A 26162-nucleotide genomic window follows, 5' to 3' on the forward strand; every position below is an offset into this window, starting at 1 on the left:
GCATAAAAAAACCGGCTACGGCCGGTTTTTTTTCGTCTGCAGCAAAGCGCTTAAACGATTTTCTGGCGGTCGGCGATCAGGGCTTCGTAGGTCAGGTTCTGCAGCATGGTGTGGTGCATAGGGTCGAGGTCGACGAATTGCACGCCATAGGTGAACACTTCTTCCTGCTCGGCATTGGACGGCTTGACCACATTGATATTGCGGATGGTGGCGTTAGGATTGATGCGTACCTGACGGTTGCCGGGCTGGGCGATCAGGTAGAACGACAGCCCGACTTCGCCGCCATCGTCGGTCAGTGGTTTCGGCGACTCGATCAGTGCGCCGGAAACGCTGAGGTTGACGAGGAATACCGAGGTGGTGCCGGCCGAGGACGTCACCTGGGCCGGAATGTCGACTTTGACGCGCATGGCCGTGCGCAGACTGGTGCCCTGTATCGACACGGGGAAGGACAGGTGTACATAGAACATCGGGCGCGGGAACACGCGCAGCACGACGCAGGAAAACGAGCACACATTGACGCCGGAAAACACGCGTATCGTCAGCTTGTCGCCATCGTTGACGGCAATCGGCGCACCGCTCTCGAAGGGGACTTTGACGATCATATATTCGTCTTTGACCCAGCCGATGAGGGTGGAAAAGTGCTGGACGGGTTTGATCGTACGATGCGTAATGAACTGGATGCGGCTGCCTACCTGCAAGTTCATCTGCTCGAACTCATACTCCTGGGTTTTGCTTTCGTTCGATGGAGGGTTGCTGCTCATGCAAATTCTTTCACGTATGCGCCTGACGGCAGCGGCCAGCCTGCGGAAAAATTACCTCTGTGGAATGGATTATATACGTGTGTTTGAAAGGTAACAATCAGACAATATATCAATCTGCAACTGATTGATCGCGAATTTAGCTGGTGGCGCTCCAGTCGCCCGATTTGCCGCCGTGCTTCTCCATCACGCGAATTTCGCTCATCACCATGCCGCGGTCGACCGCCTTGCACATATCGTAGATGGTCAGCAGGCCGATCTGCACGGCCGTCAGCGCTTCCATTTCCACCCCCGTCTGGCCGTGGGTTTCGACCTGGGCCGTGCAATGCACGCTGGCATTGGCTTCGTCGGTGACGAAATCGACGGCGACCCGGGTCAGGGCTAGCGGGTGGCACAGGGGGATCAGGTCGCTGGTGCGCTTGGAGGCCATGATGGCGGCGATGCGGGCAATGCCCAGCACATCGCCTTTCTTGGCCGTGCCGCTGGTGACGATGGCTAGGGTTTCCGGCTTCATGCGGATGCTGCCGCGCGCGACGGCGATGCGGTGAGTGGTGGTCTTGGCGCCTACGTCCACCATATGGGCCTGGCCGCTGGCGTCGAAGTGGGTCAGGTGCTCGCCGGTGGCGGCGGTTTCAGTAGGGTTCACGTTGTTGCTCACGTTGTTGCTCATTCTAGTACTCGGCAGATTTCGTCATGGGTGGGGCAGCGGGCCCGCCCCGGTTGCGGGTATCATATCACCGTGAATGCAAAACCCCGTTCTATGCGCATGCGCCTGACCGCTGCCCTGCTGTTGCTGACCATGCCTCTGGCTATGGCACAGGACGTGCTGGCGCCTGCCAAAATCCCCAACCTGCCCGCGCTCGGCGACACCGAGCGGCAGGATCTGTCGCCCTTGATGGAGCGCCGGCTGGGGGAGGAAATCATGCGCGATATTCGCCGCAATAACGATTTTCTCGATGATGCGCCCATCCTCGAATACCTGAACAACTTCGGCAATGCGCTGGTGGCGGCCCGCCCCGGTGCCCGTGGCGAGGCGAATTTCGATTACTACTTCTTCGCCGTGCGCGATCCCCAGCTGAATGCCTTTGCACTGCCCGGCGGCTTTATTGCCGTGCATTCGGCGCTGCTGCTGGCGGCGCAGACAGAATCGGAGCTGGCTTCCGTGCTGGGCCACGAAATCGGCCACGTGGCCCAGCGCCACATCGCCCGTTCGATCGGCCAGCAGAAGCAGGATGCGCTGATCCCGCTGGCGGCCATGATACTGGCGGTGCTGGCATCCAAGGCGGGCGGCGATGCGGCGATAGGGGTGTTTTCGGCCGGACAGGGGCTAGCCATCCAGCGTCAGCTCAATTTCGGCCGCGATGCCGAGCGCGAGGCGGACCGCATCGGTTTTCAGATCATGGGCGCGGCAGGCTACGATACCTCGGGCATGGTGGCCTTCTTCCAGCGCATGCAGATTGCGACGCGCAATTATAGCGACCGTGTGCCGGCCTATCTGCAAAGCCATCCGCTGACCACGGAGCGGATTGCCGACATTCAGGCGCGTATCCGCGAGCAGCCCTACAAACAACGGTTGGACAGTCTGGATTTCCATCTGGTCCGGGCCAGAGCGCGGGTGCTGCAGGATCTCAGTTCGCAAGGGCTGGCCGAAACCCAGACTTTCTTCGAGCTGCAGCTGCAGCAGCCGGGGCGCCAGCAAGTGGCCGCTGCCCAGTACGGGCTGGCTATGGTGGCGCTCAAGCGCGAGAACTATGCGCTGGCCCAGCAATGGCTGGATAAATCGCACGCCACCATGCGCAAGCTGCCACCTCCGGGTACGCTGGGCGTGGCGCCGGCACCGGAAGGCGAAATCATTTATGTGAGCACGGCGCTGGAAATCAAACTGGCCCAGCCGGACAAAGCGGCCCTGCAGCAGCAGGCGCTGGCCGATGCCGAGGCGGCGCATCTGACTTATCCGCTGTCGCGTGGCATCGCCCACCAGTATGGCGAAGCGATGATCGCTGCCGGCCAGCTGGAGCGGGGAGCCGCCTATCTGCGCGATCAGGTGCAGCTCTACCGCGATGATCCGAATGCCTACGACCTGCTGGCGCAAGCCTATGCCAAGCAGGGCAAGCAGGCCTTGCAGCATATCGCGCTGGCCGAATCATATGTGCTGCAGGGCGGCGTGCTGTCGGCGCTGGACCAGCTCTCGTATGCGCGCAAGGCGCCCGATGCCACTTTCTACGATCAGGCCGTGATCGATGCGCGCGAGCGCGAACTGCAGGCGCGCCGGCGCGAAGAAATGGGCGACAAGTTCAAGAAGGATCTGTTCAAGCCGGAGTCGGCGCCGGCGCTGGTACGCTGACATAGCCAAAGCGGGCGGGCAGCGTCGCCGCTTCTACCCGCTGCACGGCATGGCCCTGCAGCGTCAGGCTGGCGTTGCTGGTGCCTTCCAGCCATGCCATCAAAGTGTCGTCCGCGACGGGGCTGCCGCCACTTTGCAGTTCGGCCAGCACGCTGGCCACATCGCGGTCATCAAGCTGGGCCAGCACGTCGGCACTGCGCAGCAGCAGCGCGCCTTGCTCGGTCAGCAGCACTTCATCAATGGCGCCCAGCGCCACGCCCGTGTGCAGCAGCCAGCCCTGTACGGGGTCGGTGCGCACGATGTAGGGCGTAGCCTGCAGCTGCACATACACGCGCTGCGGACCGTTCTGGAAATACCAGCAGCCGCGCGCATCGGCCGCATAGTTGCGGGCGATGAAGCTGCACAGGGCCGCGTGCTGCAGCCTGTCGCCGGGCAGGTTCAGGTGCTGGGCCCGTTCGTCGCGCATGCGCCAGTGGCCGCGCGCATCGAGTAACAGCCAGCCGTAGCAGTGCGGCACATTGGGCCATTTGGCCAGTGCCTGTTTGACGATGTCATCCATGATGGGAAATTCCGTTAAAAGGTGCGGCGCCCTGCGTCATGAAGTGCAGCAGGCGTTGCGGTAGCCAGTGCAGGCTGCCGGGCAGGCCGCCCGTGGCGAAGCCGACATGGCCGCCATGGGCCGGGTAATCGAGCTGCACGCAGGCTGCCGCCTGCTGCGGCAGGTGCCGGCCGGGCAGGAAGGGATCGTTGCGGGCGTTCAGCACCAGCGTCGGCACGCGGATCTCGCCCAGCACATGCTTGGCGCTGGCGCGGTGCCAGTAGTCTTCCGTGTTGCGGTAGCCATGCAGCGGGGCCGTGACCACGTTGTCGAAATCATACAGATCGCGCGCGGCGTGCAGGGCCTGCAGGTCGAATAGATCAGGGTACTGCTGTAGTTTGGCTACGCATTTGGGTTTCAGGGTTTGCAGGAACATGCGCGTGTACAGCATGTTGAAACCGCTGGACAGGGCAGCGCCGCCCTGTGCCAGATCGAGCGGGGCAGATACGGCGCAGGCGGCATCGACGAAACCGGCCTGCTGGCCCGATTCGCCCAGCCAGCGCAGCAGTGCGTTGCCGCCCAGCGAAACGCCGGCTGCATAGAACGGTGCAGCGGTCGCCGTAGCGTCTGGTCTGGCTGCTGTTGCCGTTGCGGCAGCGCTGGCGGGCCGCAGTGGGGCGGTATGGCGCGCGTGCAGGCGGCGGATGATCCAGTTGATTTCCGTGGCGTCGCCCGAATGGTAGAAGCGCGGCGCGCGGTTAGGCTCGCCCGAGCAGCCGCGGAAATGCGGTACGGCCCCGGACCAGCCCCGCTCTGCCACGGCCGCCATCAGGGCGCGCGCGTAATGGCTGTCGGAGCTGCCTTCGAGGCCGTGGAATAGCACCACCATGGGCTGGCCCGGCTGGCCATCGACAAAATCCACATCGATGAAATCGCCGTCGGGGCAGTCCCAGCGTTCGCGCCGGTAGCGCACGGGCGGCTTGCGCAGGCACAGGGCCGGATAAATGGTTTGCAGGTGGCCGCTAGGTAGCCATGCGGGCGCGGGATACTTCACGGCACAGTCCTGTCAGTGCAGCACCTGGCTGCGCGCTTCGGTCGGCACGGGGCCGGGGGCGATGGAGACGTGGTGCAGCACGATGCGCCAGCCGCGCGGGGTTTTGACATACACATTGCTGGCCAGCAGATGGATATCGTCCTGCTGGGCCGCACTGCTGATTTCCACCACCGTGTGCACGGAGCTCATCAGATTGTGGGTTTCATGCAACTGGATGGGCACGATGTGCAGGCCGCCGTGTTCGAGGATGGCGGCCCACGACGCGCGGATGGCGGCATGGCCGATCAGGCGCGGGCCGCCCGGGTGGATGCAGACGATTTCATCGTCTTCGGCCCAGAGTGCCATCAGCGCGTCGAGATCGGCGCGGTTGAGGGCATCGTAGAACGCCACCTCGGTTTCGGCGGCACTACCATTGAGTTGCTTGACACGTTTGGTGGGCATGCTCGCTCCGCGCGGCGTTACGGTGGATTTAGTGGTGACCGACGACGGTGCCCGGCTTCAGGCGATACGCCGTGCCGCAGTATGGGCACTTGGCCTCGCCATGCTGGAAGTCGAGGAAAACGCGCGGATGGGACGACCACAGCGGCATGGCCGGATTAGGGCAGTGGGCTGGCAAGTCCTTGCCTTCGAGTTCGACGGCGTTGGTGGTGGTGGCAGTGCTCATTTCGTATGCTCCGAGGACTAAGGAAAACCACGATTTTAACGGATTCGCGCATAGAGCAAAAATCATCGGTAAAATAGCGCCTCTACCGTCCCGCTGCGCCGCGCGCTGTGGCAGGAATGCTACATGATCTAGCCATGACCGAAACCAGCAGCGCCCACCTCCCCAACGCCCCGACCTGCAATGTCGCCGCCCACCACGAAGCTTCGTGGCGCGAGGGCTTGAAGGTCGGCACGCCGACTTTGTTCGGCATCGGTGCGTGGGGGCTGGTGGTCGGTATCGCCATGGTGAAAAGCGGCCTGACGGTGGCACAGGCTCTCGGTATGACCTTGCTGGTGTTCGCCGGTTCGGCCCAGCTTGCTGCCTTGCCCCTGATTGCCAGCCATGCGCCCGTGTGGGTGATCTTCTTCACGGCGCTGGTGGTGAATCTGCGCTTCGTGATCTTTTCCGCTCTGCTGGCGCCCCATTTTTCCCAGCTGCCGTGGCGCAAGCGCTTTGCGCTCGGCTATGTGGCCGGCGATATGACGGTGGCCCTGTTCCTGCATAAATATCCTGATCCGGCACCGCAGCCGGGCAAGCTGTCCTACCTCAAGGGCCTGCTGTATCCCAACTGGGCAGCGTGGCAAATCGGTTCCATCGCCGGGATTTTTGCCGGCAGCGCCGTGCCGGCCGAATGGGGGCTGGGTTTTGCCGGTACGCTGGCCATCATCTGCGTGATGGTGCCCCTGATAGCCGGCCGTCCCGCCCTGTGCGGCGTGCTGGTGGCCGGTGCCGTGGCCGTGCTGGCCGTGGGCCTGCCGTACAAGCTGGGTCTGCTGCTGGCCGTGCTGCTGGGCATGCTGACGGCCATGGCGGTGGAAGAGGGCGCCGAGAAATGGCGCCAGACCTATGGAGGACAGCGATGAGTGACTGGGAAATCTGGCTCACCATCGGCGTGCTTGCCGTCGCCACGGCGGCCACGCGCAGCTCGTTCTGGCTGGTGGGGCATCACATCAATATCCCGAAACGGGTGCAGGAAATGCTGCGCTACGCACCGGCCTGCGCGCTGGCGGCCATCGTGGCGCCTGACCTGATGCTGGTGAACGGAGCGCCGGTGTTGGACTTGAGCAACATCAAACTGCTGGCCGGCATCGTCGCCACCATCTTTTATTTGCTGCGGCGCAATATGTTGCAAACTATCCTATTCGGCATGGGCTTTTACACGGCTTTACGCCTGATCCATGTATTTTAATAACAGGAATTTAAGCCTCTGCTTGCGGTAAAATAGCGTACCTTTTTCAACTCGACCTTTGGGTAACCATGTCCGCTGTTTTGAACTTCATCCGTCTGCAAGATCTCATCGCCCAGAATGCGCTGCAAGGCAAGCGCGTTTTCATCCGCGCCGACCTGAACGTGCCGCAAGATGACGCCGGCAACATTACTGAAGACACCCGTATCCGCGCGTCCGTGCCGGCCATCCGCGCCGCCGCTGCCGCTGGCGCCAAAGTCATGGTGACCTCCCATCTGGGCCGTCCGACCGAAGGCGAGTTCAAGGCAGAAGACAGTCTGGCTCCTGTGGCTGCCCGTCTGGCCGAACTGCTGGGCCAGCCCGTCGAACTGAAACAGAACTGGGTCGATGGCGCCGGTCTGGAAGGCTTGCAGGCCGGTCAGGTAGTGCTGCTGGAAAACGTCCGCGTGAACCGCGGCGAAAAGAAAAACAGCGACGAACTGGCACAGAAAATGGCTGCATTGTGCGACATCTACGTCAATGACGCTTTCGGTACGGCCCACCGCGCTGAAGCTTCCACCCACGGCATCGCCAAATTCGCGCCTATCGCTTGCGCCGGCCCCCTGCTGGCTGCCGAGCTGGACGCTCTGGGCAAGGCGCTGGGCGCCCCGGCCCGTCCGCTGCTGGCCATCGTGGCCGGTTCCAAAGTGTCGTCCAAGCTGTCCATCCTGAAGGCGCTGGCCGACAAAGTGGATAACCTGATCGTCGGCGGTGGTATCGCCAACACCTTCATGAAGGCATCGGGCCTGAACATCGGCAAATCGCTGGTGGAAAATGATCTGGTGGACGAAGCCCGCGCCATCATCGATCTGATGGCCAAGCGCGGCGCGCAGGTACCGATTCCGGTCGACGTGGTGTGCGCCAAGGAATTCTCGCCGACTGCCGTGGCGACCGTGAAAGCCGTGGCCGATGTGGCCGACGACGACATGATTCTGGATATCGGCCCGCAAACGGCGGCCACGCTGGCAGCCCAGATCGCCAAAGCCGGCACCGTGGTGTGGAACGGCCCGGTCGGCGTGTTCGAGTTCGACCAGTTCGGCGAAGGCACCAAAACCCTGGCGCTGGCAATTGCCCAGTCGCCGGCCTTCTCGATCGCCGGTGGCGGCGATACGCTGGCCGCGATTGCCAAATACGATATCAGCGCGCAAGTCGGCTACATCTCGACGGGCGGCGGCGCCTTCCTCGAATTCCTCGAAGGTAAAACCCTGCCGGCCGTAGAGATTCTGACCCAGCGTGCCGCAGCGCAGTAAGCGTAGTTTGCAGGTATAAATCAGCCAACAAGGCGAGGGGAGCAAAAAGCACGGTCGTGCGATGTAGCAAATTGACAGTAAAATTCAATTTATGCTTGATAATGACCAGAATTTCGTAGCTTTGCTACATTTTTGGTTAGACACACCACCGTTCCGCTCCCCGCTTCCGGGAGCGTTTGCTAGCCCTAACGCCCAAGGATGACTATGTCCCGTAGTACTAAAATTGTCGCAACGATAGGCCCAGCCTCCACTGATTTCAACGTCCTGGTTCAGATGATACGGGCCGGTGTGGATGTGGTTCGTCTGAACTTCTCGCACGGTAAGGCGCAGGATCATATCGACCGTGCCCGTCTGGTACGCGAAGCGGCGGCCGAAGTGGGCCGCGAAGTGGCCATCATGGCCGACATGCAGGGACCGAAAATCCGCGTTGGCAAGTTTGAAAATGGTAAGATTGACCTGGCGAACGGGGATAAATTCATCCTCGACGCCAAGTGGGGCGAAAACGGCGAGCTCGGTAATCAGGAGCGCGTCGGCCTCGATTACAAGGCACTGCCGCAGGACTTGCGTGCGGGCGACAAGCTGTTGCTCAACGATGGACTGATCGTGCTGACGGTCGACAAAGTGGTCGCCCATGAAATTTTTACCACCGTGAAAATCGGCGGCGAGCTGTCCAATAACAAGGGCATCAATCGCCAGGGTGGCGGCCTGACGGCCCCGGCCCTGACCGCCAAGGACATGGAAGATATCAAGACGGCGATGAGTTTCCAGTGCGACTATCTGGCGATCTCGTTCCCGAAAAGCGCCACCGATATGGAAATGGCGCGCCAGCTGGCGAATATCGCCGGCGAACCGTTTGGCCACAAGCCGCAGATGATCGCCAAGATCGAGCGCGCTGAAGCCATACCGGTGCTGCAGGAAATTCTCGACGCCTCCGACGGCATCATGGTGGCGCGCGGTGACCTGGCAGTGGAAGTAGGCAATGCCGCGGTTCCGGCATTGCAGAAGCGCATGATCCGTATGGCGCGCGAGTCGAACAAGCTGGCGATCACGGCGACCCAGATGATGGAGTCGATGATCTTCAATGCCGTGCCGACCCGTGCCGAAGTATCGGACGTGGCCAACGCCGTGCTCGATGGCACGGATGCCGTAATGACCTCGGCGGAAACCGCTTCCGGTCGTTACCCAGTTGAAACTGTAGAAATGATGGCCGCGATCTGCGTAGAGGCCGAGCACTCCGAGTACAACAAGCTCGATGCCGACTTCCTCAACGCGACCTTCACCCGGATCGACCAGTCGATCGCCTATGCAGCGCTGTTCACCTCGCACCATCTGGCGGTGAAAGCGATTGTGGCGCTGACGGAATCCGGTTCGACGGCACTGTGGATGAGCCGTCACAATATTGATACGCCGATTTACGCGTTGACGCCGAGTATAGGTACCCTGCGCAAGATTGCGCTGTACCGCAACGTCAAGGCCTACAATCTGGTGCAGACGGCGGAAAGCGCCGTGGTGCTGAAGCAAGCGGAAGATCTGCTGGTCGAACGCGGCATCGTCAAGAAAGGTGACATGATCGTCGTCACCTGGGGCGAGCCGATGGGGCAAGTGGGCGGCACCAACGCCATGAAGATCGTTAAGGTCGGCGAGTTTCACTAAGTAAGTCCGGTAGCAGCGCTCTCGCGGAACGAGGGCGGGTAGGCTCCGGCAACCAGGTTTTTTTATTGTTTGGAGTATTACCATGTCCCTCGTATCCATGCGTCAACTGCTGGACCATGCTGCTGAAAACGGCTATGGCATCCCTGCTTTCAACGTCAACAATCTGGAACAAGTGCAGGCCATCATGGCTGCGGCCGATGCGCTGAACGCGCCGGTGATCATGCAGGCTTCGGCTGGCGCCCGTAAATACGCCGGCGAAGCTTTCCTGCGCCACCTGATCGACGCTGCGGTCGAAGCCTATCCGCACATCCCTGTGGTCATGCACCAGGATCACGGCCAGTCGCCCGCCGTGTGCCAGGCGGCGATCCGCTCCGGCTTCACTTCGGTGATGATGGACGGCTCGCTGGAAGCCGACGGCAAATCGGTGGCGTCCTACGAATACAACGTGGAAGTATCGAAAGAAGTAGTGAAGTTCTCGCACGCTATCGGCGTGACGGTGGAAGCCGAACTGGGCGTGCTCGGTTCGCTGGAAACCATGAAGGGCGACAAGGAAGACGGTCACGGCGCCGACGGCACCATGACGCGCGAACAGCTGCTGACCGACGTGGCACAAGCTGCCGACTTCGTGCAGCGTACCCAGTGCGACGCGCTGGCGATCGCTATCGGTACCTCGCACGGCGCCTACAAGTTCACCCGCAAGCCTACCGGTGACATTCTGGCCATCGACCGTATCAAGGAAATCCACGCGCGCATTCCTAACACCCACCTGGTAATGCACGGCTCCTCGTCGGTGCCACAGGAACTGCTGGCCATCATCCGCGAATTCGGCGGTGACATGAAGGAAACCTATGGTGTGCCTGTGGAAGAAATCCAGGAAGGCATCCGTCACGGCGTCCGCAAGATCAACATCGATACCGACATCCGTCTGGCCATGACTGCGGCGATCCGCCAGTTCCTGTTCCAGAACCCGTCGAAATTCGACCCGCGCGACTACCTCAAGCCAGCCCGTGCTGCTGCTGAGCAAATCGTACGTGCCCGTTTCCAGGCCTTCGGTTGCGAAGGTCAGGCCGGCAAAATCAAGCCAGTTGCACTGGAAAAAATGGCACAACGCTACACGGCCGGCGAGCTGGCCCAGATTGTGAAGTAAAATTCTGTTTGGAACGGGTTTATTCCGCCAGGAATGAACCCGACACTGGACCGGCGGCCTCGTTTTCACCCCGCCGGTTTTCGCTTTTCTATACCGCTAGTCTATTCACCCTCCGCTATGAACAGCCTCTATCAGACCTCCATCAAGTCCCTGCCCCTGCTCGGCCACGGCAAAGTCCGCGACAACTACGCTGTCGGCGATGACAAAATCCTCATCGTTACCACTGACCGCCTGTCGGCTTTCGACGTCGTCATGAACGAGCCTATCCCCGGCAAGGGCATGGTGCTGAACCAGATGAGCGATTTCTGGTTCGAAAAACTCGGCCACATCGTGCCTAACCACCTGACCGGCGTTGCCCCGGAATCCGTGGTGGCTGCCGACGAAGTCGAGCAGGTCAAAGGCCGCGCCGTGGTGGCCAAGCGTCTGAAACCCATCATGGTGGAAGCGGTGGTACGTGGCTACATCATCGGCTCCGGCTGGAAAGACTATCAGGCCACCGGCAGCATCTGCGGCATTCAACTGCCAGCCGGCCTGCGTCAGGCCGAGAAACTGCCCGAGCCACTGTTCACCCCTGCGGCCAAAGCCGATCTGGGCGAGCACGACGAGAACATCAGCTTCGCTGACATGGAAAGCCGCATCGGCGCCGAACTGGCAGCCAAGATGCGCGACGTGAGTATCGCCCTGTACAAGGCCGCTGCCGACTACGCAGCCACGCGCGGCATCATCATCGCCGACACCAAGTTCGAATTCGGTCTCGATGAAAACGGCGTGATGCACCTGATGGACGAAGTGCTGACGGCCGATTCGTCGCGCTTCTGGCCTGCCGATTCCTACGCACCGGACATGTCGCCACCGTCGTTCGACAAGCAGTTCGTGCGCGACTATCTGGAAACCCTGACCGACTGGGGCAAGACGGCTCCGGCGCCAGCGCTGCCAGCAGAAGTCATCGAAAAAACCCAGGCCAAGTATTTCGAAGCCATCGAACGCCTGACCGGCGAGAAGCTGAAGGTCTGAGATGAGCGCCAACGCTAGCACAAGCAGCACGCCGCTGGTCGGCGTGATCATGGGTTCCAACTCGGACTGGGAAGTGATGCAGCACGCGGTCGCCATTCTGAAGCAGTTCGGCGTTCCGTTCGAAGCGCAGGTGATCTCGGCCCACCGTATGCCGGACCAGATGTTCACCTACGCGGAAAACGCCCGTAGCCGCGGCCTGCGCGCCATCATCGCCGGCGCCGGCGGTGCGGCCCACCTGCCGGGCATGGTGGCGGCCAAGACCATCGTGCCGGTGCTGGGCGTGCCCGTGCCGTCCAAATACCTGCGTGGCGAGGATTCGCTGCTGTCCATCGTGCAGATGCCGAAAGGCGTGCCGGTATCGACCTTCGCCATCGGCGAAGCCGGTGCTGCCAATGCTGCACTGACGGCGGTAGCGCTGCTGGCCGCAACGGATGAAGCACTGGCGCAGCAGCTGCTGGCCTTCCGTGCTACCCAGACGGCAGCGGCCGAGGCCATGACTTTGCCCCTGTAATTCAGCGCCAGCAAGCGCTAGTCAACGCAATAACGATATAAACGGTATGAGTAATTCGACGTCTTCCCCGCAACAATCCCGCACTCCGGTGCTGCCTGCCGCTAACCCGCCTGCATGGCTGGGCGTGATGGGCGGCGGCCAGCTGGGCCGCATGTTCGCTCAGGCAGCCCAGAGCATGGGCTATCAGGTGGCCGTGCTGGAACCGGCGGCAGCCTGTCCGGCGGGGCAGGTAGCGCAACGTCTGATCGAGGCCGGCTACAGCGATGCAGCCGGTCTGGATGCGCTGGCAGCGCAGTGCGCTGCCGTCACCACCGAGTTTGAAAATGTGCCGGCCGATTCTCTGTCGCGGCTGGCGCAGCAAGTGTTTGTGGCACCGGATGCCCATGGCGTCTCGGTGGCACAGGACCGCATCGCCGAAAAACGCTTCTTCGTCGAATGCGCCGAGAAGTCCGGCGTGCTGCCGGCGCCGCACAAGACCATCGCCAGCGAAGCCGATATCGACGCCATCAGCGACGATCTGCTGCCCGGCATTCTGAAAACAGTGCGCATGGGTTACGACGGCAAAGGGCAGGTGCGGGTGCGCTCGCGCGAAGACGTGCGTGCGGCCTACGCCAGCATGAACGGCGTCACCTGTCTGCTGGAGAAAATGCTGCCGCTGGCCTATGAAGTGTCGGTGCTGACGGCACGTGGCGCCGATGGCGAATCGGTGGTTTATCCGATTGCCGAAAACGTCCATCGCGACGGCATCCTGTTCACCACCACCGTGCCCGGCCCGAACGTATCAGCCGAGAGTGCACTGAAGGCCCAGCGCGCGGCCCAGGCCATCGTGGCCGAACTCGGTTACGTGGGTGTGCTGTGCATCGAATTCTTCGTGCTGACGGACGGCACGCTGGTGGTCAATGAAATGGCGCCGCGTCCGCACAACAGCGGCCACTACACCATGGACGCCTGCGTCACCAGCCAGTTCGCCCAGCAGGTACGCGCCATGGCTGGTCTGCCGCTCGGTGATGTGCGCCAGCACTCGCCGGCCGTGATGCTCAACATCCTCGGCGATGTGTGGTTTGAAGGTGATAGCCAGAGCGCGCGCGAACCGGCCTGGGATCAGGTGCTGGCGCTGCCCGGCGCCTGTTTGCACCTGTACGGCAAGGATGATCCGCGCCGCGCCCGCAAGATGGGCCACCTGACCTTCATCGCGCCGACTCTGGCTCAGGCGCAGCAGCAGTTGCTGGCCGCCTGCGCCATACTGGGTATTGCGGCGTGAAGTCTGGTCTGACACAGGCGGCAGCGCAATCTGCCGCTGCTGCCGACGCTGCAGCCATCGCCACCGCAGCCGCCGTGCTGGAGCAGGGCGGGCTGGTGGCTTTCCCTACCGAGACCGTGTACGGCCTCGGTGCCGATGCAGAAAATCCGGCGGCGGTGGCGCGCATCTATCAGGCCAAAGGCCGGCCTAACGACCATCCTGTGATCGTGCACGTGGCGCCCGGCGCCGATCTCGATTACTGGTGCAGCGATATTCCCGACGCAGCGCGCCAGCTGGTGCAGGCTTTCTGGCCCGGCCCGCTGACGCTGATCATGCGGCGTGCCAGCCACATCCCCGATGCCGTCTCCGGCGGTCAGGATACGGTGGGCATACGCTGCCCCTCCCATCCCGTAGCCATCGCTCTCCTGAGCGCCTTCAAGGGCGGCAAGGGCGGCGTGGCGGCGCCGTCGGCCAACAAGTTCGGCAGCGTCAGCCCCACCACGGCCCAGCACGTGCGCGACGAGTTCGGTCTCGATAGCCACGACGAAGGCCCGATGGGCGGCGCCGCCGATGGCGAGAGCTGTGACGGTGCGCTGCTCAGCGTGGTGCTGGAAGGCGGCTCGAGTGCCGTCGGCATCGAATCGACCATCGTCGACCTGTCGCGCCTGACCACACACGGCCCCGTGCTGCTGCGTCCCGGCCATATCACGGCCCAGCAGATAGCTGACGTGATCGGCATGCTGCCGGCTGCGCCCGATCAGGCTGCGCCACGCGCGTCCGGTACGCTGGAATCGCACTATGCGCCCCGCACGCCCGTCACCATGCTCGATACGGCCGCACTGCCCGCCACGCTGGCCCAGTTGCAGGCGCGTGGCGTGCAGGTGGCCGTGATCAGCCATACGCTGCCCGCCTGCGGCCATGCCCAGCGCCACATGCCGGCTACGGCGGCTGCCTATGCCTATGGCCTGTATGCCGCCCTGCGCGACATGGACCAGACTGCCTGCGATCTGATACTGGTGGAAACCCCGCCGCAGGACGACCAGTGGCTGGGCGTGAACGACCGTCTGCGCCGTGCTGTGCATGGTTCGGCGGGCGTCATTGCAGGTCTGCTGGCCTGAACCCGCTGTCCTGAGTCCGGCGGCCGGATGGTCCGCTGGGCTTGCTTTCCTGCTAAGATTGGATTGCTGCCGGTCACACAAACTGCCCGGCTATCTGACACTCTGGCGGGGGTACTGCTCCTGCCTCTTGCGAGGACTAGCTTATGGATACGCGCCGTTGTTTCTATCCCCTGTTTTACCGTACTGCACACCGGTCTTGCGCCCGTCCCACGGCAGCACTGGCGCTGGCCGCCGGTGTGGCGGCCGCACTGAGCGGCTGCGGCGGCGGTAGCGCGGCCAGCCAGACGGGCGGCCCCGTGGTGGTGCCCCCGCCTGCGACCCAATTGCGCGGCCAGCCCATAGGCAGCGCCAGTCTGGTACCGGCGGCCGTGGGCGGTTTTAGCGTCAGCACGGTGCAGCCGGCCCAGATGAAGGCGCTGGTGGAAACCAGCGTCAGCTTCGGCGCTGCCGTGACGGGCACGCCCACCTGTGCCGTCACCACTTACACACTGCGCTACCACACGCTGGATGGCAAGGCGGCCGATACGCAGGCCAGCACGGCCATCATGGTGCCGTCCGGTACCGATCCGGCCTGTCAGGGCGGCCGTCCTGTGCTGCTGTATGCACACGGCACGACTGTCCTGAAGAGCAGCGACATGGCCGACCTGACGGCAACGGAAACCCGTACCGTGGCCGCCATGTTTGCCGCTCAGGGCTATATCGTGGTGGCACCCAACTACGCCGGTTACGCCGGCTCCACGCTGGACTACCATCCCTACCTCGACGCCAGCCAGCAGTCCAGCGACATGATCGATGCGCTGCGTGCTGCACGCAGCGTGTTTGCCAGCATAGGCGCGACGCCATCGAGCCGCTTAATGGTGAGCGGTTATTCGCAGGGCGGCTTCGTGGCCATGGCCACCCAGCGCGCCATGCAGCGCGATTACGCGGGTGAATTCAAGGTCACCGCCGCAGCACCGCTGTCCGGCCCGTATGCACTGCTGCAGTTCGGCGACACCATCTTCAACGGCGCGCCCAGCGTGGGTTCCAGCGGCTTCATGCCCATGCTGCTCACGGCGGGCCAGCGCGCCGGCGCGGGGCTGTATAGCAGCCTGACGGATATCTACGAAGCCAAGTACGCGGCCGGCATCGATACCCTGCTGCCGGGCAGCATGAGTCTGGGCGCGCTGGTCACGGCCGGCAAACTGCCGAACGACGTGCTGTTCGATGCGAACTCGCTGCCGCAGGCAAATGGCTACAGCCGCTTCTTCGGCGCCGATCATCTGCTGCGCACGGCTTTCCGCGACAGCTACTTGAGCGATCTCAAAGCTCAGCCGTGTAACGCCAGCAATAATGCACCGCTGAACTGTGCCCCCGCGCATGCTTTGCGCAAGTGGCTGCTGTGGAATGATTTGCGCACCTACACTCCCACCGTACCGTTGTTCCTGTGTGGCGGTAATCAGGATCCGGTGGTGCCGTTCGCAAATACCGATGCAGCAGTGGCGTATTTCCGTGCGCAGGGCATAGGTGCCGGCCTGCTCAGTGTGCTCGATCTCGACGACTCCTCGCTGCTGGCCGATAACCGCGCCGTCCGCACGGAATTCGCGCTGGCCAAGCAGTTGCTGAAGCTGTCGGTAACGGATGGTGGGGGTACCAATGCGCAAGCTAATCAGGTGGTGCTGGACAGCTATCACGCGGGTCTGGTGGCGCCGTTCTGCCTACGCGAAGCACGCAAATTCTTCGACGCTGCACCAGCACGGTGAATGGTGCTTAGCAGCATAAGCTCGCTGTAAAAAAAGCGGCGAGCAAGCGTTCTTTTTTGGGTACAAACGGCGCGTTTTTACCGTGCATCTCTATACAACGACTGATAAGGCTGGCATATTATTCAAGTTGCGAATAGCACAACCGTTCGTATCACACCATAAAAGAATTTTTCTAGGAGACAACATGCGTCATACCAAATTAGCATTGGCGGCAGCAGCCCTGGCCATACTGGCAGGTTGCGGCGGCACCGACCCTACGCCCGGCGCGCAAATTCTGAAGAAACAGTACAGCGCGCAGGTTTCGTTTGGTGACAGCTTGTCCGACGTTGGCTCCTACGCAGTAGGCACCGTCGCAGCATTGAAAGGTGGTAAGTTCACCATCAATGGCGACAACACCGCCATCAACCCTGCCCTGACCGGTAAAAACTGGACCGAGCTGATGGCCGCCCAGCTGGGCCTGCCAGCACCATGCCCGGCCGTGACGGGTCTGGATGGCGATGCCAGCAAAGGCTTCTCCGTACCGCAAGTGGCCCACGCTGGCTGCTACGGTTATGCCACCGGCGGTTCGCGCGTGACCAACCCGGTTGGTCCCGGCAACAAGCTGGCGGGTAGCGCACTGGGTGCCCTGACGATACCTGTGGCGACCCAGATTGCCAACCACCTGAAAATCGCTGGCGGTAAGTTCAAAGGTGACGAAATGGTGTTCGTCATGGCCGGTGGTAATGACGTACTGTTCAATCTGTCGGCACTCAATGCCGCCGCGACGGCCGCCGGTACGGCCGCCGGCGGTACCGCCTATGTGACCAGCCTGGTAGGCCAGCTGGCCGCCGGCGCTACCAGCCCGCAGGCGGCGGCTGCCGCCATCGGTCTGGCCGCCCAGACGGAAGCTGCCCGCAGTGGCAGCACCCAGACCAGCATCACCCAGGTGGCCATAGGCGCTGCCGCTGTGCAGCCCGGCAATTCGGCCGTGGCCTCGCCAGCCGTGTATGGCCCGATGGTGACCAAGGCGACGGCTGACGCCACCGCTGCCGGCGCCAAAGCCGGTGCCGACTACGCCGCTGCGCACGGCCAGGATCTGGTCGCTGCCATGGCGCAGGCTGGCAATGAGCTGGTGGCACTGGTGAAGAACCAGCTGATCGCCAACGGTGCCAACTACGTCACCGTGAACAACCTGCCTGACGTGGCCACCACGCCAGCCGGCCTGTCCAAAGATGCGTCCACCCGCGCCCTGATCAACGCCATGGTGGCGGCCTTCAATGGCGCGCTGAACACGGGCCTGGCCTCGGAAGCGAAAGTTCTGATCGTTGATGTATTTGCTGTGAGCCATGACCAGGCCACCAACCCTGGCCCGTATGGCCTGACGGTGGTGAATGATTTTGCCTGCGACCTGAGCGCCGCCAAGAACCCGCTGGGTACGGCGCTGGCCTGCAACGGCGGCAACCTGAAAGCGGGCGATGTCAGCCACTACTCGTTCGCCGATGACGTGCACCCGACCCCGTTCAACAACCTGCTGCTGGCCCGCTACGTGGCCGAGAAAATGGTTGTTAAGGGCTGGCTGTAATTCAGTCGTCGCCGGCCGCTGCCCGGTAGAGGTGGCGGCCCGACTTACATCACAAAAAATTCTGGAGACGATATGAAGAACACCTTGAAACTGCTGGCGCTGGCCGGCGCGATGTCGCTGGCGACGGCTGCCTCGGCACAACAGACTGCCGGTACCTGGCTGGGTACGCTGGGCATCAACAAGATCACCCCGAAAGTCGATTCGGGCGATGTGTCGGCCCCGGCGCTGCCGGGCACCAAGGCCGATGTGGGCACGGATAGCAAACCGCGCTTCGCCATCGCCTACATGCTGACGGATAATGTCTCGGCCGAACTCGATCTGGGTCTGCCCTACAAGCACGATCTGATCGGTGCTGGTGCGATCGAAGGCACGGGCAAGCTGGGTACGGCACAGGTGCTGCCGCCTACGGCCTTCGTGCAATACCGCTTCCTGCCGGCGAATGCCGTGTTCCGTCCTTATGTGGGTGTGGGTCTGACCTATGCCGTGTTCCAGAAGGAAACCGGTTCAGCCCAGATGACGGCGCTGCTCAACACGGGCGGCCCCGGCACGACCTACAAGCTGGACGACAAGCTGGCGCTGAGCTACCAGATCGGCGGCACGGTACGCATCAATGACAAATGGTTTATCGATGCCACCGTCATCAAGACCAAGCTGAAAACCAAGGTCAGCTTCTCCACCGGCCAGACCCAGGATGTCCGTCTCGATCCGCTGGCCGTCAGTGTCAGCATAGGCTATAACTTCAAAGGCTTCTAAGCCGGCCAGGCGGGGATAAAAAAACGGGGCTGATCCAGCCCCGTTTTTTATTGCTGCCAGCTGTTACTGGAAGGCTTGAATGCCGGTCTGGGCGCGGCCCAGTATCAGGGCGTGGATGTCGTGCGTCCCTTCGTAGGTATTCACCACTTCCAGGTTCACCATGTGACGGATGATGCCGAACTCGTCGGAAATGCCGTTACCGCCCAGCATATCGCGCGCTACGCGGGCGATATCCAGCGATTTACCGCAGGAGTTACGCTTCATCATCGAGGTGATTTCCACCGCCGCCGTGCCGGCATCTTTCATGCGGCCCAGTTGCAGGCAGCCTTGCAGGCCCAGCGTGATTTCCGTCTGCATATCGGCCAGCTTCTTCTGGATCAGCTGGTTGGCGGCCAGCGGACGGCCGAACTGGTGACGGTCCAGCACATACTGACGGGCCGTATGCCAGCAGCTCTCGGCCGCACCCAGTGCGCCCCAGGCGATGCCGTAGCGGGCCGAGTTGAGGCAGGTGAACGGGCCTTTCAGACCGCGCACATCAGGGAAGGCGTTTTCTTCCGGTACGAACACATTGTCCATCACGATTTCACCGGTGATGGAAGCGCGCAGGCCGAACTTGCCGTGGATGGCAGGCGCGCTCAGGCCGGCCATGCCTTTTTCCAGCACGAAGCCGCGGATTGCGCCTTCATCGTCCTTGGCCCAGACCACGAACACGTCGGCCACCGGCGAATTGGTGATCCACATCTTGGCGCCCGTCAACGCATAGCCGCCCGGCACTTTGCGCGCGCGCGTGACCATGGAGCCGGGGTCGGAACCGTGGTTAGGTTCGGTCAGGCCGAAGCAGCCTATCCATTCGCCCGTGGCCAGTTTGGGCAGGTATTTCTGTTTCTGGGCTTCCGTGCCGAACTCGTAGATAGGCACCATCACCAGCGAGGACTGTACGCTCATCATCGAGCGGTAGCCGGAATCGACGCGCTCGACTTCGCGCGCGATCAGGCCATAGGCCACGTAGTTGAGGCCGGGGCCGCCGTACTGTTCCGGAATGGTGGGGCCGAGCAGGCCCAGTTCGCCCATTTCGCGGAAGATGGAAGTGTCCATCTGTTCGTGGCGGAATGCTTCGAGGATGCGTGGCGCCAGCTTGTCCTGACAGTAGGCAGCGGCGGCATCGCGCACCATGCGTTCTTCTTCGGTCAGTTGCTGGTCCAGCAGCAGGGGATCATCCCAGTGGAACTGGGCACGGGCTTGGCTCATGTGTGGTCTCTCATTATGGTGAATGCTACAAGCATTCTATGCCGCCCATGACGCGCCGGCTTTCCAAATGGCGACACCAATTTCCGTTTTTACCCCAGATTGCCGAACTGCCCGCCATGGAAGATCAGCGGCGGGCTGGGCGAGAACTCGCAGAGTTCCACTTCGCCCACGAAAATCACGTGGTCGCCTTCCGGATAGCGGCTGCGGTTATGGCACTCGAACCAGGCGGACGCGCCTTTCAATATCGGGTGTCCCGTGCGCGACAGTTCATATTCCACCCCGTCCCAAGGGTTGATACCGCGGGTGGCAAAACGGGTGGCCAGATGGGCCTGATCGGCCGCCAGCACATTGATGACGTAGTGCGAATTGCCCGTAAAGATGGGCATGCTGTTGGCAGTATTGGCCAGACTCCACAGCACCAGCGGCGGTTCCAGCGAAACGGAATTGAAGGAACTGGCCGTCAGCCCGCGGAAAGTGCCGTCGGCCAGACGCGTGGTAATCACGGTCACGCCGGTGGCAAACTGGCCCAGCGCCTGACGGAAATGGCGCGTATCGAAGCTGGGAGCGGGGGAACGTGGGGAAACTGTATTCATGGAAAGCCTGTATTTTTCCCACATTATGCCAAAAATTAAGGCAGCCCACTGGAAGTCGCGATTTTCTGGCCGCCGGAAAACGGCTGCTTGCGCACGCTTGACTTAGAGTGCACTCTAAGCTGCAGTATGGTGTTTATCCTGTACGGAGGCGGAATGAAGATAGGCGAACTGGCGCAGCGCAGCGGTCTTACGGCCCATACGCTGCGCTATTACGAAAAGATAGGCCTGCTGTCCTATGCCAGCCGCGATGCGGGCGGCCAGCGCCGCTACGACGATAGCGTGCTGCTGTGGCTGGGGTTTATCGGCCGGCTGAAAGCGTCCGGCATGCCGCTGCAGACCATTTTGCAGTATGCCGCCCTGCGTGAAGCGGGGCCGGCCACGGAAGCCCGGCGGCTGCAATTGCTGAGCGAGCACCGCCTTCAGGTACAGGCCAGACTGGCCCAGTTGCAGGACTGTTTGCAGATGCTGGACCAGAAAATTCTCGGCTACACCAACTCTAAGCAAAGGATGCCACTCTATGACCAAGCCCTGCCTCCCCGCCAGCAACGACCGCCGCCTAAGAGGCCAGCAAAAGCTGGCTGAAATCGATGGTGCTGCCGGCCAGAAGGTAATCGATGCGCTGGCCGATATCGCGCCCGATTTTGCCGACTACCTGTTCGAGTTCCCGTTTGGCGATATTTACTCGCGCCCAGGTCTCGATCTGCGCGCGCGCGAAATTGCCACCATCGCGGCTCTGACGGCCATGGGCAACGCCACGCCGCAACTGAAAGTGCATATCGAAGCCGGTCTGAATGTGGGCTTGCAGCGCGAGGAGATTGTGGAAATCCTGATGCAGATGGCGGTCTACGCCGGCTTCCCCGCTGCCCTGAACGGCCTGTTTGCGGCCAAAGAAGTGTTCGCCCACTATCAGCCCGCGCCAGCAGCGAGCGGGACGCCGGCCTAGCGACAGTAGGCTGTACGGTGATTTCTGCTATATTTCCCTGATAGACGCCGGAAGGTTCTGCGCACCGGCGTGTACAAGGAGAAAAGTCGTGGAAAATCAACAGCATAGTGAAATGGAAACCGCCGTTCTGGGCGGCGGTTGTTTCTGGTGTCTGGAAGCCGTCTTCGAGCGTCTGCGCGGGGTGGCCGAAGTGGAATCGGGTTACACGGGCGGGCCGCTGCCCGACCCCAGCTACGAGCAGGTCTGCACGGGCGAGACGGGCCATGCGGAAGTGGTGCGCCTGCGTTTCGATCCGGCCGTGATCAGCTACCGCGATCTGCTGGAAATCTTCTTCACCCTGCATGATCCCACCACGCTGAACCGGCAAGGCAATGACGTGGGCACCCAGTACCGCTCGGTGATCTATTACCAGACGCCTGAACAGGAAGCCACGGCGCGCGAAGTGATCGCCCAGATGGCCGGTGTGTGGGATGCGCCCATCGTCACGGAACTGGCGGCGCCGCAGCCGTATTTCCGTGCCGAGGATTATCACCAGCACTATTTCGAGCAGCACCCGTTGCAGAGTTACTGCGCTTTCGTGGTGGCGCCCAAAGTGGCCAAGCTGCGCAGCCTGTACGCAGCGCGCCTCAAGTAAGGGCAGGCCTCAGGCCGGACCGGGCGCGGCCGCCGTGTACATATAGCGGCGTGACCACGGCAGCGTGCTGGCCGGCTGGCCAGCCTTGCGCGCCACGATCTGGTACAGGCTGATCCAGTCCTGCTCGAAAGCATAGCTGGAACCGGCCAGATACACCTGCCAGATGCGGAAGCGCTTTTCTCCGGCCAGCGCTTTGAGCCGGCCGGCTGCCGCTTCGAAGTTATCGCTCCAGAGTGCGCAGGTGCGGGCGTAATGGCGGCGCAGATTCTCCACGTCGAACACTTCCAGCTGGCCTTGCTGCATGCTTTTCAGCACGTGGCCGATATGGGCCAGTTCGCCCTGCGGGAAGACATACTGTTCGATGAAATCGCCACCGCCATACGGCGACTGGCCATTGGCCGGATCGCTGCTGGTGATGCCATGGTTCATGACGATGCCGTCCTCGGCCAGCAGCCGCGCCAATGTGGCGAAGTAGTCGGGCAGGTGGCGCACGCCCACGTGTTCGAACATGCCCACGCTGGTGATGCGGTCGAACTGGCCCTGCACGTCGCGGTAATCCTGCAGCCGTATCTCCACCAGATGCTCGAGCCCGGCCGCCCGCACGCGCTGGCGCGCCAGCGCATACTGCTGTTCCGACAGTGTCACGCCCACGCAGCGGGCCTGAAAACGCTGGGCCGCACGGATCACCAGCGCGCCCCAGCCGCAGCCGATATCGAGCAGGCGCTGGTGCGGCTGCAGGGCGATCTTGCGCAGGATGTGGTCTATCTTCTGCTGCTGGGCCGTGGCCAGATCTTCATGGCCCTGTTCGAAATAGGCGCAGGAATACACCAGCTGCGGATCGAGGAATGCGGCATAGAACTCGTTCGACACATCGTAGTGGTAGTGGATGGCGTCCGCATCGCCGCGCTTGCTGTGGCGCCAGTTGCGCACCACCCGCGCATAGCGGCCTTCGGCCTTGAGGGTATTGCGCGCCAGTGCCGTGACGATGTCTATCATGTCGCGCGCCGCGCCTTGTACTTCGATGCGGCCCTCGACGTAGGCGCTGCCCAGGCTGGCCAGCGAAGGGCGCAGCAGATAGCTGGCTGCCGCCACGCTGGGCACGCGGATGGTCACGCGCGGCGGCAGGGCCGAGAAATCGATGCGCTGGCCATCCCAGAGTTCGATGCGCAGCGGCAGGGCCAGCTGCTGGCGCAGCGCGCTGCTCCACGCAGCCAGGCGGGCCGCGAGGCGGGCGGCCAGACTGAAATGCAGGCCCAGATATGGCGTGTGTAGCTTCCCCATGCAGTACCTCCGTGCAAAAAAAGACCACCGCAAGCGATGGTCTTGGCCGGGGCGGGGCGCTGCGCTCAGGGCTGCAGACGTTCCCGGGTCCAGCTGCCATCAGCCTGCTTGCAGTACACGATACGGTCGTGGAAGCGCGAACGGCGGCCCTGCCAGAACTCGATGCGGACGGGGTCGAGACGGTAACCGCCCCAGTGTTCCGGTCGCACGGGCTGTTCGCCGCTGGCTGCTGCCACGGCATCGTAATTCGCTTCCAGCTGTGCGCGATTGGCGATCGGCTCGCTCTGTCTGGAAGCGATGGCGCCGATCTGGCTTTTCACAGGACGGCTGTAGAAATACTTGTCGCTTTCTTCGCGCGACGTTTTCGTCACCGTGCCTTCGATACGGACTTGCCGTTCCAGTTCGCTCCAGAAGAATAGCAGCGCGGCGTGCGGGGTGTCGCGCAGTTGCTGGCCCTTCTGGCTGTCGTAGTTGGTGTACCAGGTAAAGCCGCGCTGGTCGTACTGCTTGATCAGCACGATGCGCGAGCTGGGCCGGCCATCCGTATCCACCGTCGCCAGACTCATGGCATTCGGTTCATTGACCTTGGCGTGCATGGCTTCCTCGAACCATTTGCCGAACTGGGCAATCGGATCGGCCAGCACATCGTCTTCCGTCAGGCTGGCGCGGCCATAATCGAGGCGGATATCGGCCAGCACCACGCCATTCGCTACCGTGTTACTGACCGGTACCTGATGCTGTTCCGGCACCTGGCTTTGCGGCAGCGCCGGCTTGATGCCGCGCCGCGCCTGCATGGCGCTGCCCAGCTGCTCCATCTGCTCGTGGCTGAACAGCCGCTTGGCCATGGGTGCGATATTGGTTTCTTCCACCGCCATGTGGCTGGTGTAGCGGTCGATGAAGCGCTGCACGGCGGCACCATCGAGGCTGGACGAGAGGCCCTGGGCGATCTGCTCGAGCTGGCCATTCATCTGCTGCCATTCCAGTTCCATCTGCTGGTGGTCGGCCAGTATGCCGGGGATGATCTGTTCCAGTTGCACGGCGTCGGCGTCGCGCGCCGTGGCCTGCAGCATGGGCATCAGGTTCTCTTCTTCATCTTCGTGGTGCAGGGCGGCAGCGTGGTTGAAATACTTCTGCACGGCTTGCGCGGCCTTGCGCGCATCGGCATCGGCGCCATGCTTGGGCAGGTGGTCCTGCAGCTTCTGCAGGGTTTCCAGCTGCTTGCGGATGCGGTCGTGGCAGTGCTTGAGCACGGCGATAGGCTGGTTGAAATCGGGGGCGGTATCGAACAGATGGTGGCTCATGGCTGGCGGCTCGGACTAGGTGAGAAAATCATTCTAGAATATTTTTTAAGGCGGCGTCCGTTAAAATGGCGGGATGAATGCTGATAACCCTACCTCTTTCGAGGAAATAGATTTCGAACGCCGCTTCGGCGGCATCGCCCGTCTCTATGGCGCGGCGGCACTGGCCCGCTTCCGTAGCGCCCATGTCTGCGTGGTCGGCACGGGCGGGGTGGGCTCGTGGGCGGTGGAGGCGCTGGCGCGCAGCGCCATCGGCCAGCTGACGCTAATTGATCTGGATAATGTTGCCGAATCTAACATCAATCGCCAGATTCAGGCGCTCAGCAGCACGGTGGGCAAGGCCAAGGTTACGGCGCTGGCCGAGCGCATCGCCGAGATCAATCCCTATTGCGTGGTGCACCAGATCGAAGAATTCGTCACGGTGGAAAATGTGCCCGAGATGCTGGGGCAGGGCCGTTACGATTACGTGATCGATGCCACCGACAGCGTCAAGGACAAGGCTGCCATGATAGCCTGGTGCCGCCAGCAGCAGATCCCCATGGTGATCATCGGCAGCGCCGGCGGCAAGACCGACCCGACCGAGATCGCCATCCGCGATCTGGCGCGCACGGAGCAGGAGCCGCTGCTGAAAATGGTGCGCAAGACTCTGCGCAACAAATATGGCTACCCGCGCGGCGAGAAGCATAAATTCCATGTCGATGCAGTATTTTCCATGGAACGCATCAGTATGCCCGAGCAGGCCGAATGTGCCATCGACGACGGCACCAGCGGCGGCGTGACGGGCTTGAACTGCGCCGGCTTCGGCTCGGCCATGGTGGTGACGGCCACCTTCGGCATGGTGGCGGCCAGCCACGCCTTGCGCCATCTGGCGCAGCAGGTACAGTGCAACGAAGCCGAGACGGCAAGCAGCGCACTGTCTGCCTGAAAAGTGTGCCCGGGCTGGCAGTTTTGCTATCATGTGCGCGCTGGCAGGGGGAGACCTGCTAACACTTGATTTGAGAGAGAGACGAAACCATGCAGCGTAGTTCAATTTTTGCGGCCGTGCTGTGCGCACTGGCCACCAGCGTCGCCCAGGCGCAAACGCCTAGTACGCCTGTCACGCCGGCCGAAGTGCCGGCACCGCCAGCGATGGTGGTGGGCTCGGCTACGCCCGGCCCGGCAGCCGAACAGCTGATCGTGACCGACACCAAGATTGGCACGGGGCGCGAAGCCACCACTGGCAGCACCGTGTATATGCACTACTCGGGCTGGCTGTACCGTCCGCTGGCCAAGAATATGCACGGCAAACTGTTCGATTCTTCGGTGGGCCGCGAACCGCTCGATTTCACTCTGGGCGCCGGCCGCGTCATCAAGGGCTGGGATCAGGGCATCCAGGGTATGCGGGTAGGCGGCAAGCGTACGCTGATCATTCCATCGGATCTGGCCTATGGCTCGCGTGCTGCGCCGGGCGGCAATATTCCGCCGAATTCGGCCCTGATCTTCGACGTCGAACTGGTCGACGTCAAGTAATCTGGACGCTACCGGAGCGGGGATAGTCGGTGTAGACTGGCTGACATC

General features: G+C 62.4%; 28 protein-coding genes. 18 read left to right on the forward strand and 10 right to left on the reverse strand.

Annotated features, from left to right (window positions below; all coding sequences use genetic code 11):
• Positions 1-50: 50 nt before the first annotated feature.
• Both GTP23_RS01135 and moaC read right to left on the reverse strand, forming a co-directional pair.
• Positions 51-761 (reverse strand): flagellar brake protein, encoded by a 711-nt coding sequence (locus tag GTP23_RS01135; RefSeq protein ID WP_161033511.1) that lies wholly within the window; start codon positions 759-761, stop codon positions 51-53.
• Positions 762-897: 136 nt separating this feature from the next.
• A complete protein-coding gene (gene moaC, locus GTP23_RS01140; protein ID WP_161033512.1) occupies positions 898-1428 on the reverse strand; it encodes a cyclic pyranopterin monophosphate synthase MoaC in 531 nt (176 codons plus the stop codon).
• A gap of 96 nt (positions 1429-1524) precedes the next feature.
• Here moaC and GTP23_RS01145 point away from each other — a divergent pair, with 96 nt between their 5' ends.
• A complete protein-coding gene (locus GTP23_RS01145) occupies positions 1525-3102 on the forward strand; it encodes a M48 family metalloprotease (protein WP_161034571.1) in 1578 nt (525 codons plus the stop codon).
• Here GTP23_RS01145 and GTP23_RS01150 read toward each other — a convergent pair.
• From GTP23_RS01150 to GTP23_RS01165, 4 genes are read right to left on the reverse strand one after another with little or no spacing between them, the layout of a single operon-like run.
• Positions 3068-3661 carry a DUF2946 family protein gene (locus GTP23_RS01150; RefSeq protein WP_161033513.1) on the reverse strand — a complete coding sequence of 198 codons (594 nt, stop codon included), beginning with the start codon at positions 3659-3661 and terminating at the stop codon, positions 3068-3070. The genes GTP23_RS01145 and GTP23_RS01150 overlap by 35 nt on opposite strands.
• Positions 3654-4694, reverse strand: coding sequence for a YheT family hydrolase (locus GTP23_RS01155; RefSeq protein ID WP_161033514.1), 1041 nt, complete (start codon positions 4692-4694; stop codon positions 3654-3656). The genes GTP23_RS01150 and GTP23_RS01155 overlap by 8 nt, the downstream gene beginning before the upstream one ends.
• 12 nt (positions 4695-4706) lie before the next feature.
• The gene (locus GTP23_RS01160) at positions 4707-5135 is read right to left on the reverse strand and encodes a YybH family protein (protein WP_161033515.1); all 429 of its coding nucleotides are present in this window, start codon (positions 5133-5135) and stop codon (positions 4707-4709) included.
• A 28-nt stretch (positions 5136-5163) separates the two neighbouring features.
• The gene (locus tag GTP23_RS01165) at positions 5164-5358 is read right to left on the reverse strand and encodes a zinc-finger domain-containing protein (protein ID WP_155432753.1); all 195 of its coding nucleotides are present in this window, start codon (positions 5356-5358) and stop codon (positions 5164-5166) included.
• Positions 5359-5492: 134 nt separating this feature from the next.
• Here GTP23_RS01165 and GTP23_RS01170 point away from each other — a divergent pair, with 134 nt between their 5' ends.
• The 12 genes from GTP23_RS01170 (at position 5493) to GTP23_RS01225 (ending at position 18608) form a co-directional block, all read left to right on the forward strand.
• Complete coding sequence (locus tag GTP23_RS01170; protein ID WP_161033516.1) at positions 5493-6260, forward strand: AzlC family ABC transporter permease; 768 nt, start codon at positions 5493-5495, stop codon at positions 6258-6260.
• Positions 6257-6586: an AzlD domain-containing protein gene (locus tag GTP23_RS01175; protein ID WP_161033517.1), complete on the forward strand. Its 330-nt coding sequence runs from the start codon at positions 6257-6259 to the stop codon at positions 6584-6586. The genes GTP23_RS01170 and GTP23_RS01175 overlap by 4 nt, the downstream gene beginning before the upstream one ends.
• Before the next feature lie 68 nt (positions 6587-6654).
• Positions 6655-7872 (forward strand): phosphoglycerate kinase, encoded by a 1218-nt coding sequence (locus GTP23_RS01180; protein ID WP_155432756.1) that lies wholly within the window; start codon positions 6655-6657, stop codon positions 7870-7872.
• A 204-nt stretch (positions 7873-8076) separates the two neighbouring features.
• A complete protein-coding gene (pyk, locus tag GTP23_RS01185; protein WP_161033518.1) occupies positions 8077-9525 on the forward strand; it encodes a pyruvate kinase in 1449 nt (482 codons plus the stop codon).
• An 82-nt stretch (positions 9526-9607) separates the two neighbouring features.
• Positions 9608-10672: a class II fructose-bisphosphate aldolase gene (fba, locus tag GTP23_RS01190; protein ID WP_161033519.1), complete on the forward strand. Its 1065-nt coding sequence runs from the start codon at positions 9608-9610 to the stop codon at positions 10670-10672.
• A gap of 117 nt (positions 10673-10789) precedes the next feature.
• Complete coding sequence (locus GTP23_RS01195; RefSeq protein ID WP_161033520.1) at positions 10790-11686, forward strand: phosphoribosylaminoimidazolesuccinocarboxamide synthase; 897 nt, start codon at positions 10790-10792, stop codon at positions 11684-11686.
• Position 11687: 1 nt separating this feature from the next.
• Positions 11688-12197, forward strand: a complete 510-nt coding sequence (gene purE / locus GTP23_RS01200; protein ID WP_161033521.1) for a 5-(carboxyamino)imidazole ribonucleotide mutase — start codon at positions 11688-11690, stop codon at positions 12195-12197.
• 46 nt (positions 12198-12243) lie between these two features.
• A complete protein-coding gene (locus GTP23_RS01205; RefSeq protein ID WP_161033522.1) occupies positions 12244-13458 on the forward strand; it encodes a 5-(carboxyamino)imidazole ribonucleotide synthase in 1215 nt (404 codons plus the stop codon).
• A complete protein-coding gene (locus GTP23_RS01210) occupies positions 13455-14555 on the forward strand; it encodes an L-threonylcarbamoyladenylate synthase (protein WP_371866777.1) in 1101 nt (366 codons plus the stop codon). The genes GTP23_RS01205 and GTP23_RS01210 overlap by 4 nt, the downstream gene beginning before the upstream one ends.
• Positions 14556-14698: 143 nt before the next feature.
• A complete protein-coding gene (locus GTP23_RS01215) occupies positions 14699-16294 on the forward strand; it encodes an alpha/beta hydrolase (protein WP_161033523.1) in 1596 nt (531 codons plus the stop codon).
• A 184-nt stretch (positions 16295-16478) separates the two neighbouring features.
• Positions 16479-17855, forward strand: coding sequence for an SGNH/GDSL hydrolase family protein (locus GTP23_RS01220; RefSeq protein WP_161033524.1), 1377 nt, complete (start codon positions 16479-16481; stop codon positions 17853-17855).
• Between the two features lie 72 nt (positions 17856-17927).
• Complete coding sequence (locus GTP23_RS01225; RefSeq protein WP_161033525.1) at positions 17928-18608, forward strand: OmpW/AlkL family protein; 681 nt, start codon at positions 17928-17930, stop codon at positions 18606-18608.
• Between the two features lie 63 nt (positions 18609-18671).
• On the opposite strand, the gene GTP23_RS01230 is transcribed toward GTP23_RS01225, so the two are convergent.
• Both GTP23_RS01230 and GTP23_RS01235 read right to left on the reverse strand, forming a co-directional pair.
• Positions 18672-19856: an acyl-CoA dehydrogenase gene (locus GTP23_RS01230; protein WP_161033526.1), complete on the reverse strand. Its 1185-nt coding sequence runs from the start codon at positions 19854-19856 to the stop codon at positions 18672-18674.
• Between the two features lie 89 nt (positions 19857-19945).
• Complete coding sequence (locus GTP23_RS01235; protein WP_155432766.1) at positions 19946-20449, reverse strand: flavin reductase family protein; 504 nt, start codon at positions 20447-20449, stop codon at positions 19946-19948.
• A gap of 153 nt (positions 20450-20602) precedes the next feature.
• On the opposite strand from GTP23_RS01235, the gene GTP23_RS01240 reads away from it, so the two are divergent.
• The 3 genes from GTP23_RS01240 (at position 20603) to msrA (ending at position 22026) form a co-directional block, all read left to right on the forward strand.
• On the forward strand, positions 20603-21031 hold the full coding sequence (locus GTP23_RS01240) for a MerR family transcriptional regulator (RefSeq protein WP_161033527.1): 429 nt from the start codon (positions 20603-20605) through the stop codon (positions 21029-21031).
• Positions 20967-21392 (forward strand): carboxymuconolactone decarboxylase family protein, encoded by a 426-nt coding sequence (locus GTP23_RS01245; RefSeq protein WP_161033528.1) that lies wholly within the window; start codon positions 20967-20969, stop codon positions 21390-21392. Before GTP23_RS01240 ends, GTP23_RS01245 begins: the two co-directional genes overlap by 65 nt.
• Positions 21393-21504: 112 nt before the next feature.
• The gene (gene msrA / locus GTP23_RS01250) at positions 21505-22026 is read left to right on the forward strand and encodes a peptide-methionine (S)-S-oxide reductase MsrA (protein ID WP_161033529.1); all 522 of its coding nucleotides are present in this window, start codon (positions 21505-21507) and stop codon (positions 22024-22026) included.
• Between the two features lie 9 nt (positions 22027-22035).
• Here msrA and GTP23_RS01255 read toward each other — a convergent pair whose 3' ends face one another.
• Together GTP23_RS01255 and pdxH are read right to left on the reverse strand one after the other, a co-directional pair.
• Positions 22036-23307, reverse strand: a complete 1272-nt coding sequence (locus tag GTP23_RS01255) for a class I SAM-dependent methyltransferase (protein WP_161033530.1) — start codon at positions 23305-23307, stop codon at positions 22036-22038.
• A 65-nt stretch (positions 23308-23372) separates the two neighbouring features.
• Positions 23373-24608 carry a pyridoxamine 5'-phosphate oxidase gene (pdxH, locus tag GTP23_RS01260; protein WP_161033531.1) on the reverse strand — a complete coding sequence of 412 codons (1236 nt, stop codon included), beginning with the start codon at positions 24606-24608 and terminating at the stop codon, positions 23373-23375.
• 73 nt (positions 24609-24681) lie between these two features.
• On the opposite strand from pdxH, the gene GTP23_RS01265 reads away from it, so the two are divergent.
• Both GTP23_RS01265 and GTP23_RS01270 read left to right on the forward strand, forming a co-directional pair.
• Positions 24682-25530: a tRNA threonylcarbamoyladenosine dehydratase gene (locus tag GTP23_RS01265; RefSeq protein ID WP_161033532.1), complete on the forward strand. Its 849-nt coding sequence runs from the start codon at positions 24682-24684 to the stop codon at positions 25528-25530.
• Between the two features lie 89 nt (positions 25531-25619).
• The gene (locus tag GTP23_RS01270) at positions 25620-26114 is read left to right on the forward strand and encodes an FKBP-type peptidyl-prolyl cis-trans isomerase (protein ID WP_202411865.1); all 495 of its coding nucleotides are present in this window, start codon (positions 25620-25622) and stop codon (positions 26112-26114) included.
• Positions 26115-26162: the final 48 nt, after the last annotated feature.

The organism is Duganella fentianensis (assembly GCF_009857835.1).
GTDB classification, from domain to species: Bacteria; Pseudomonadota; Gammaproteobacteria; order Burkholderiales; family Burkholderiaceae_D; genus Rugamonas; species Rugamonas fentianensis.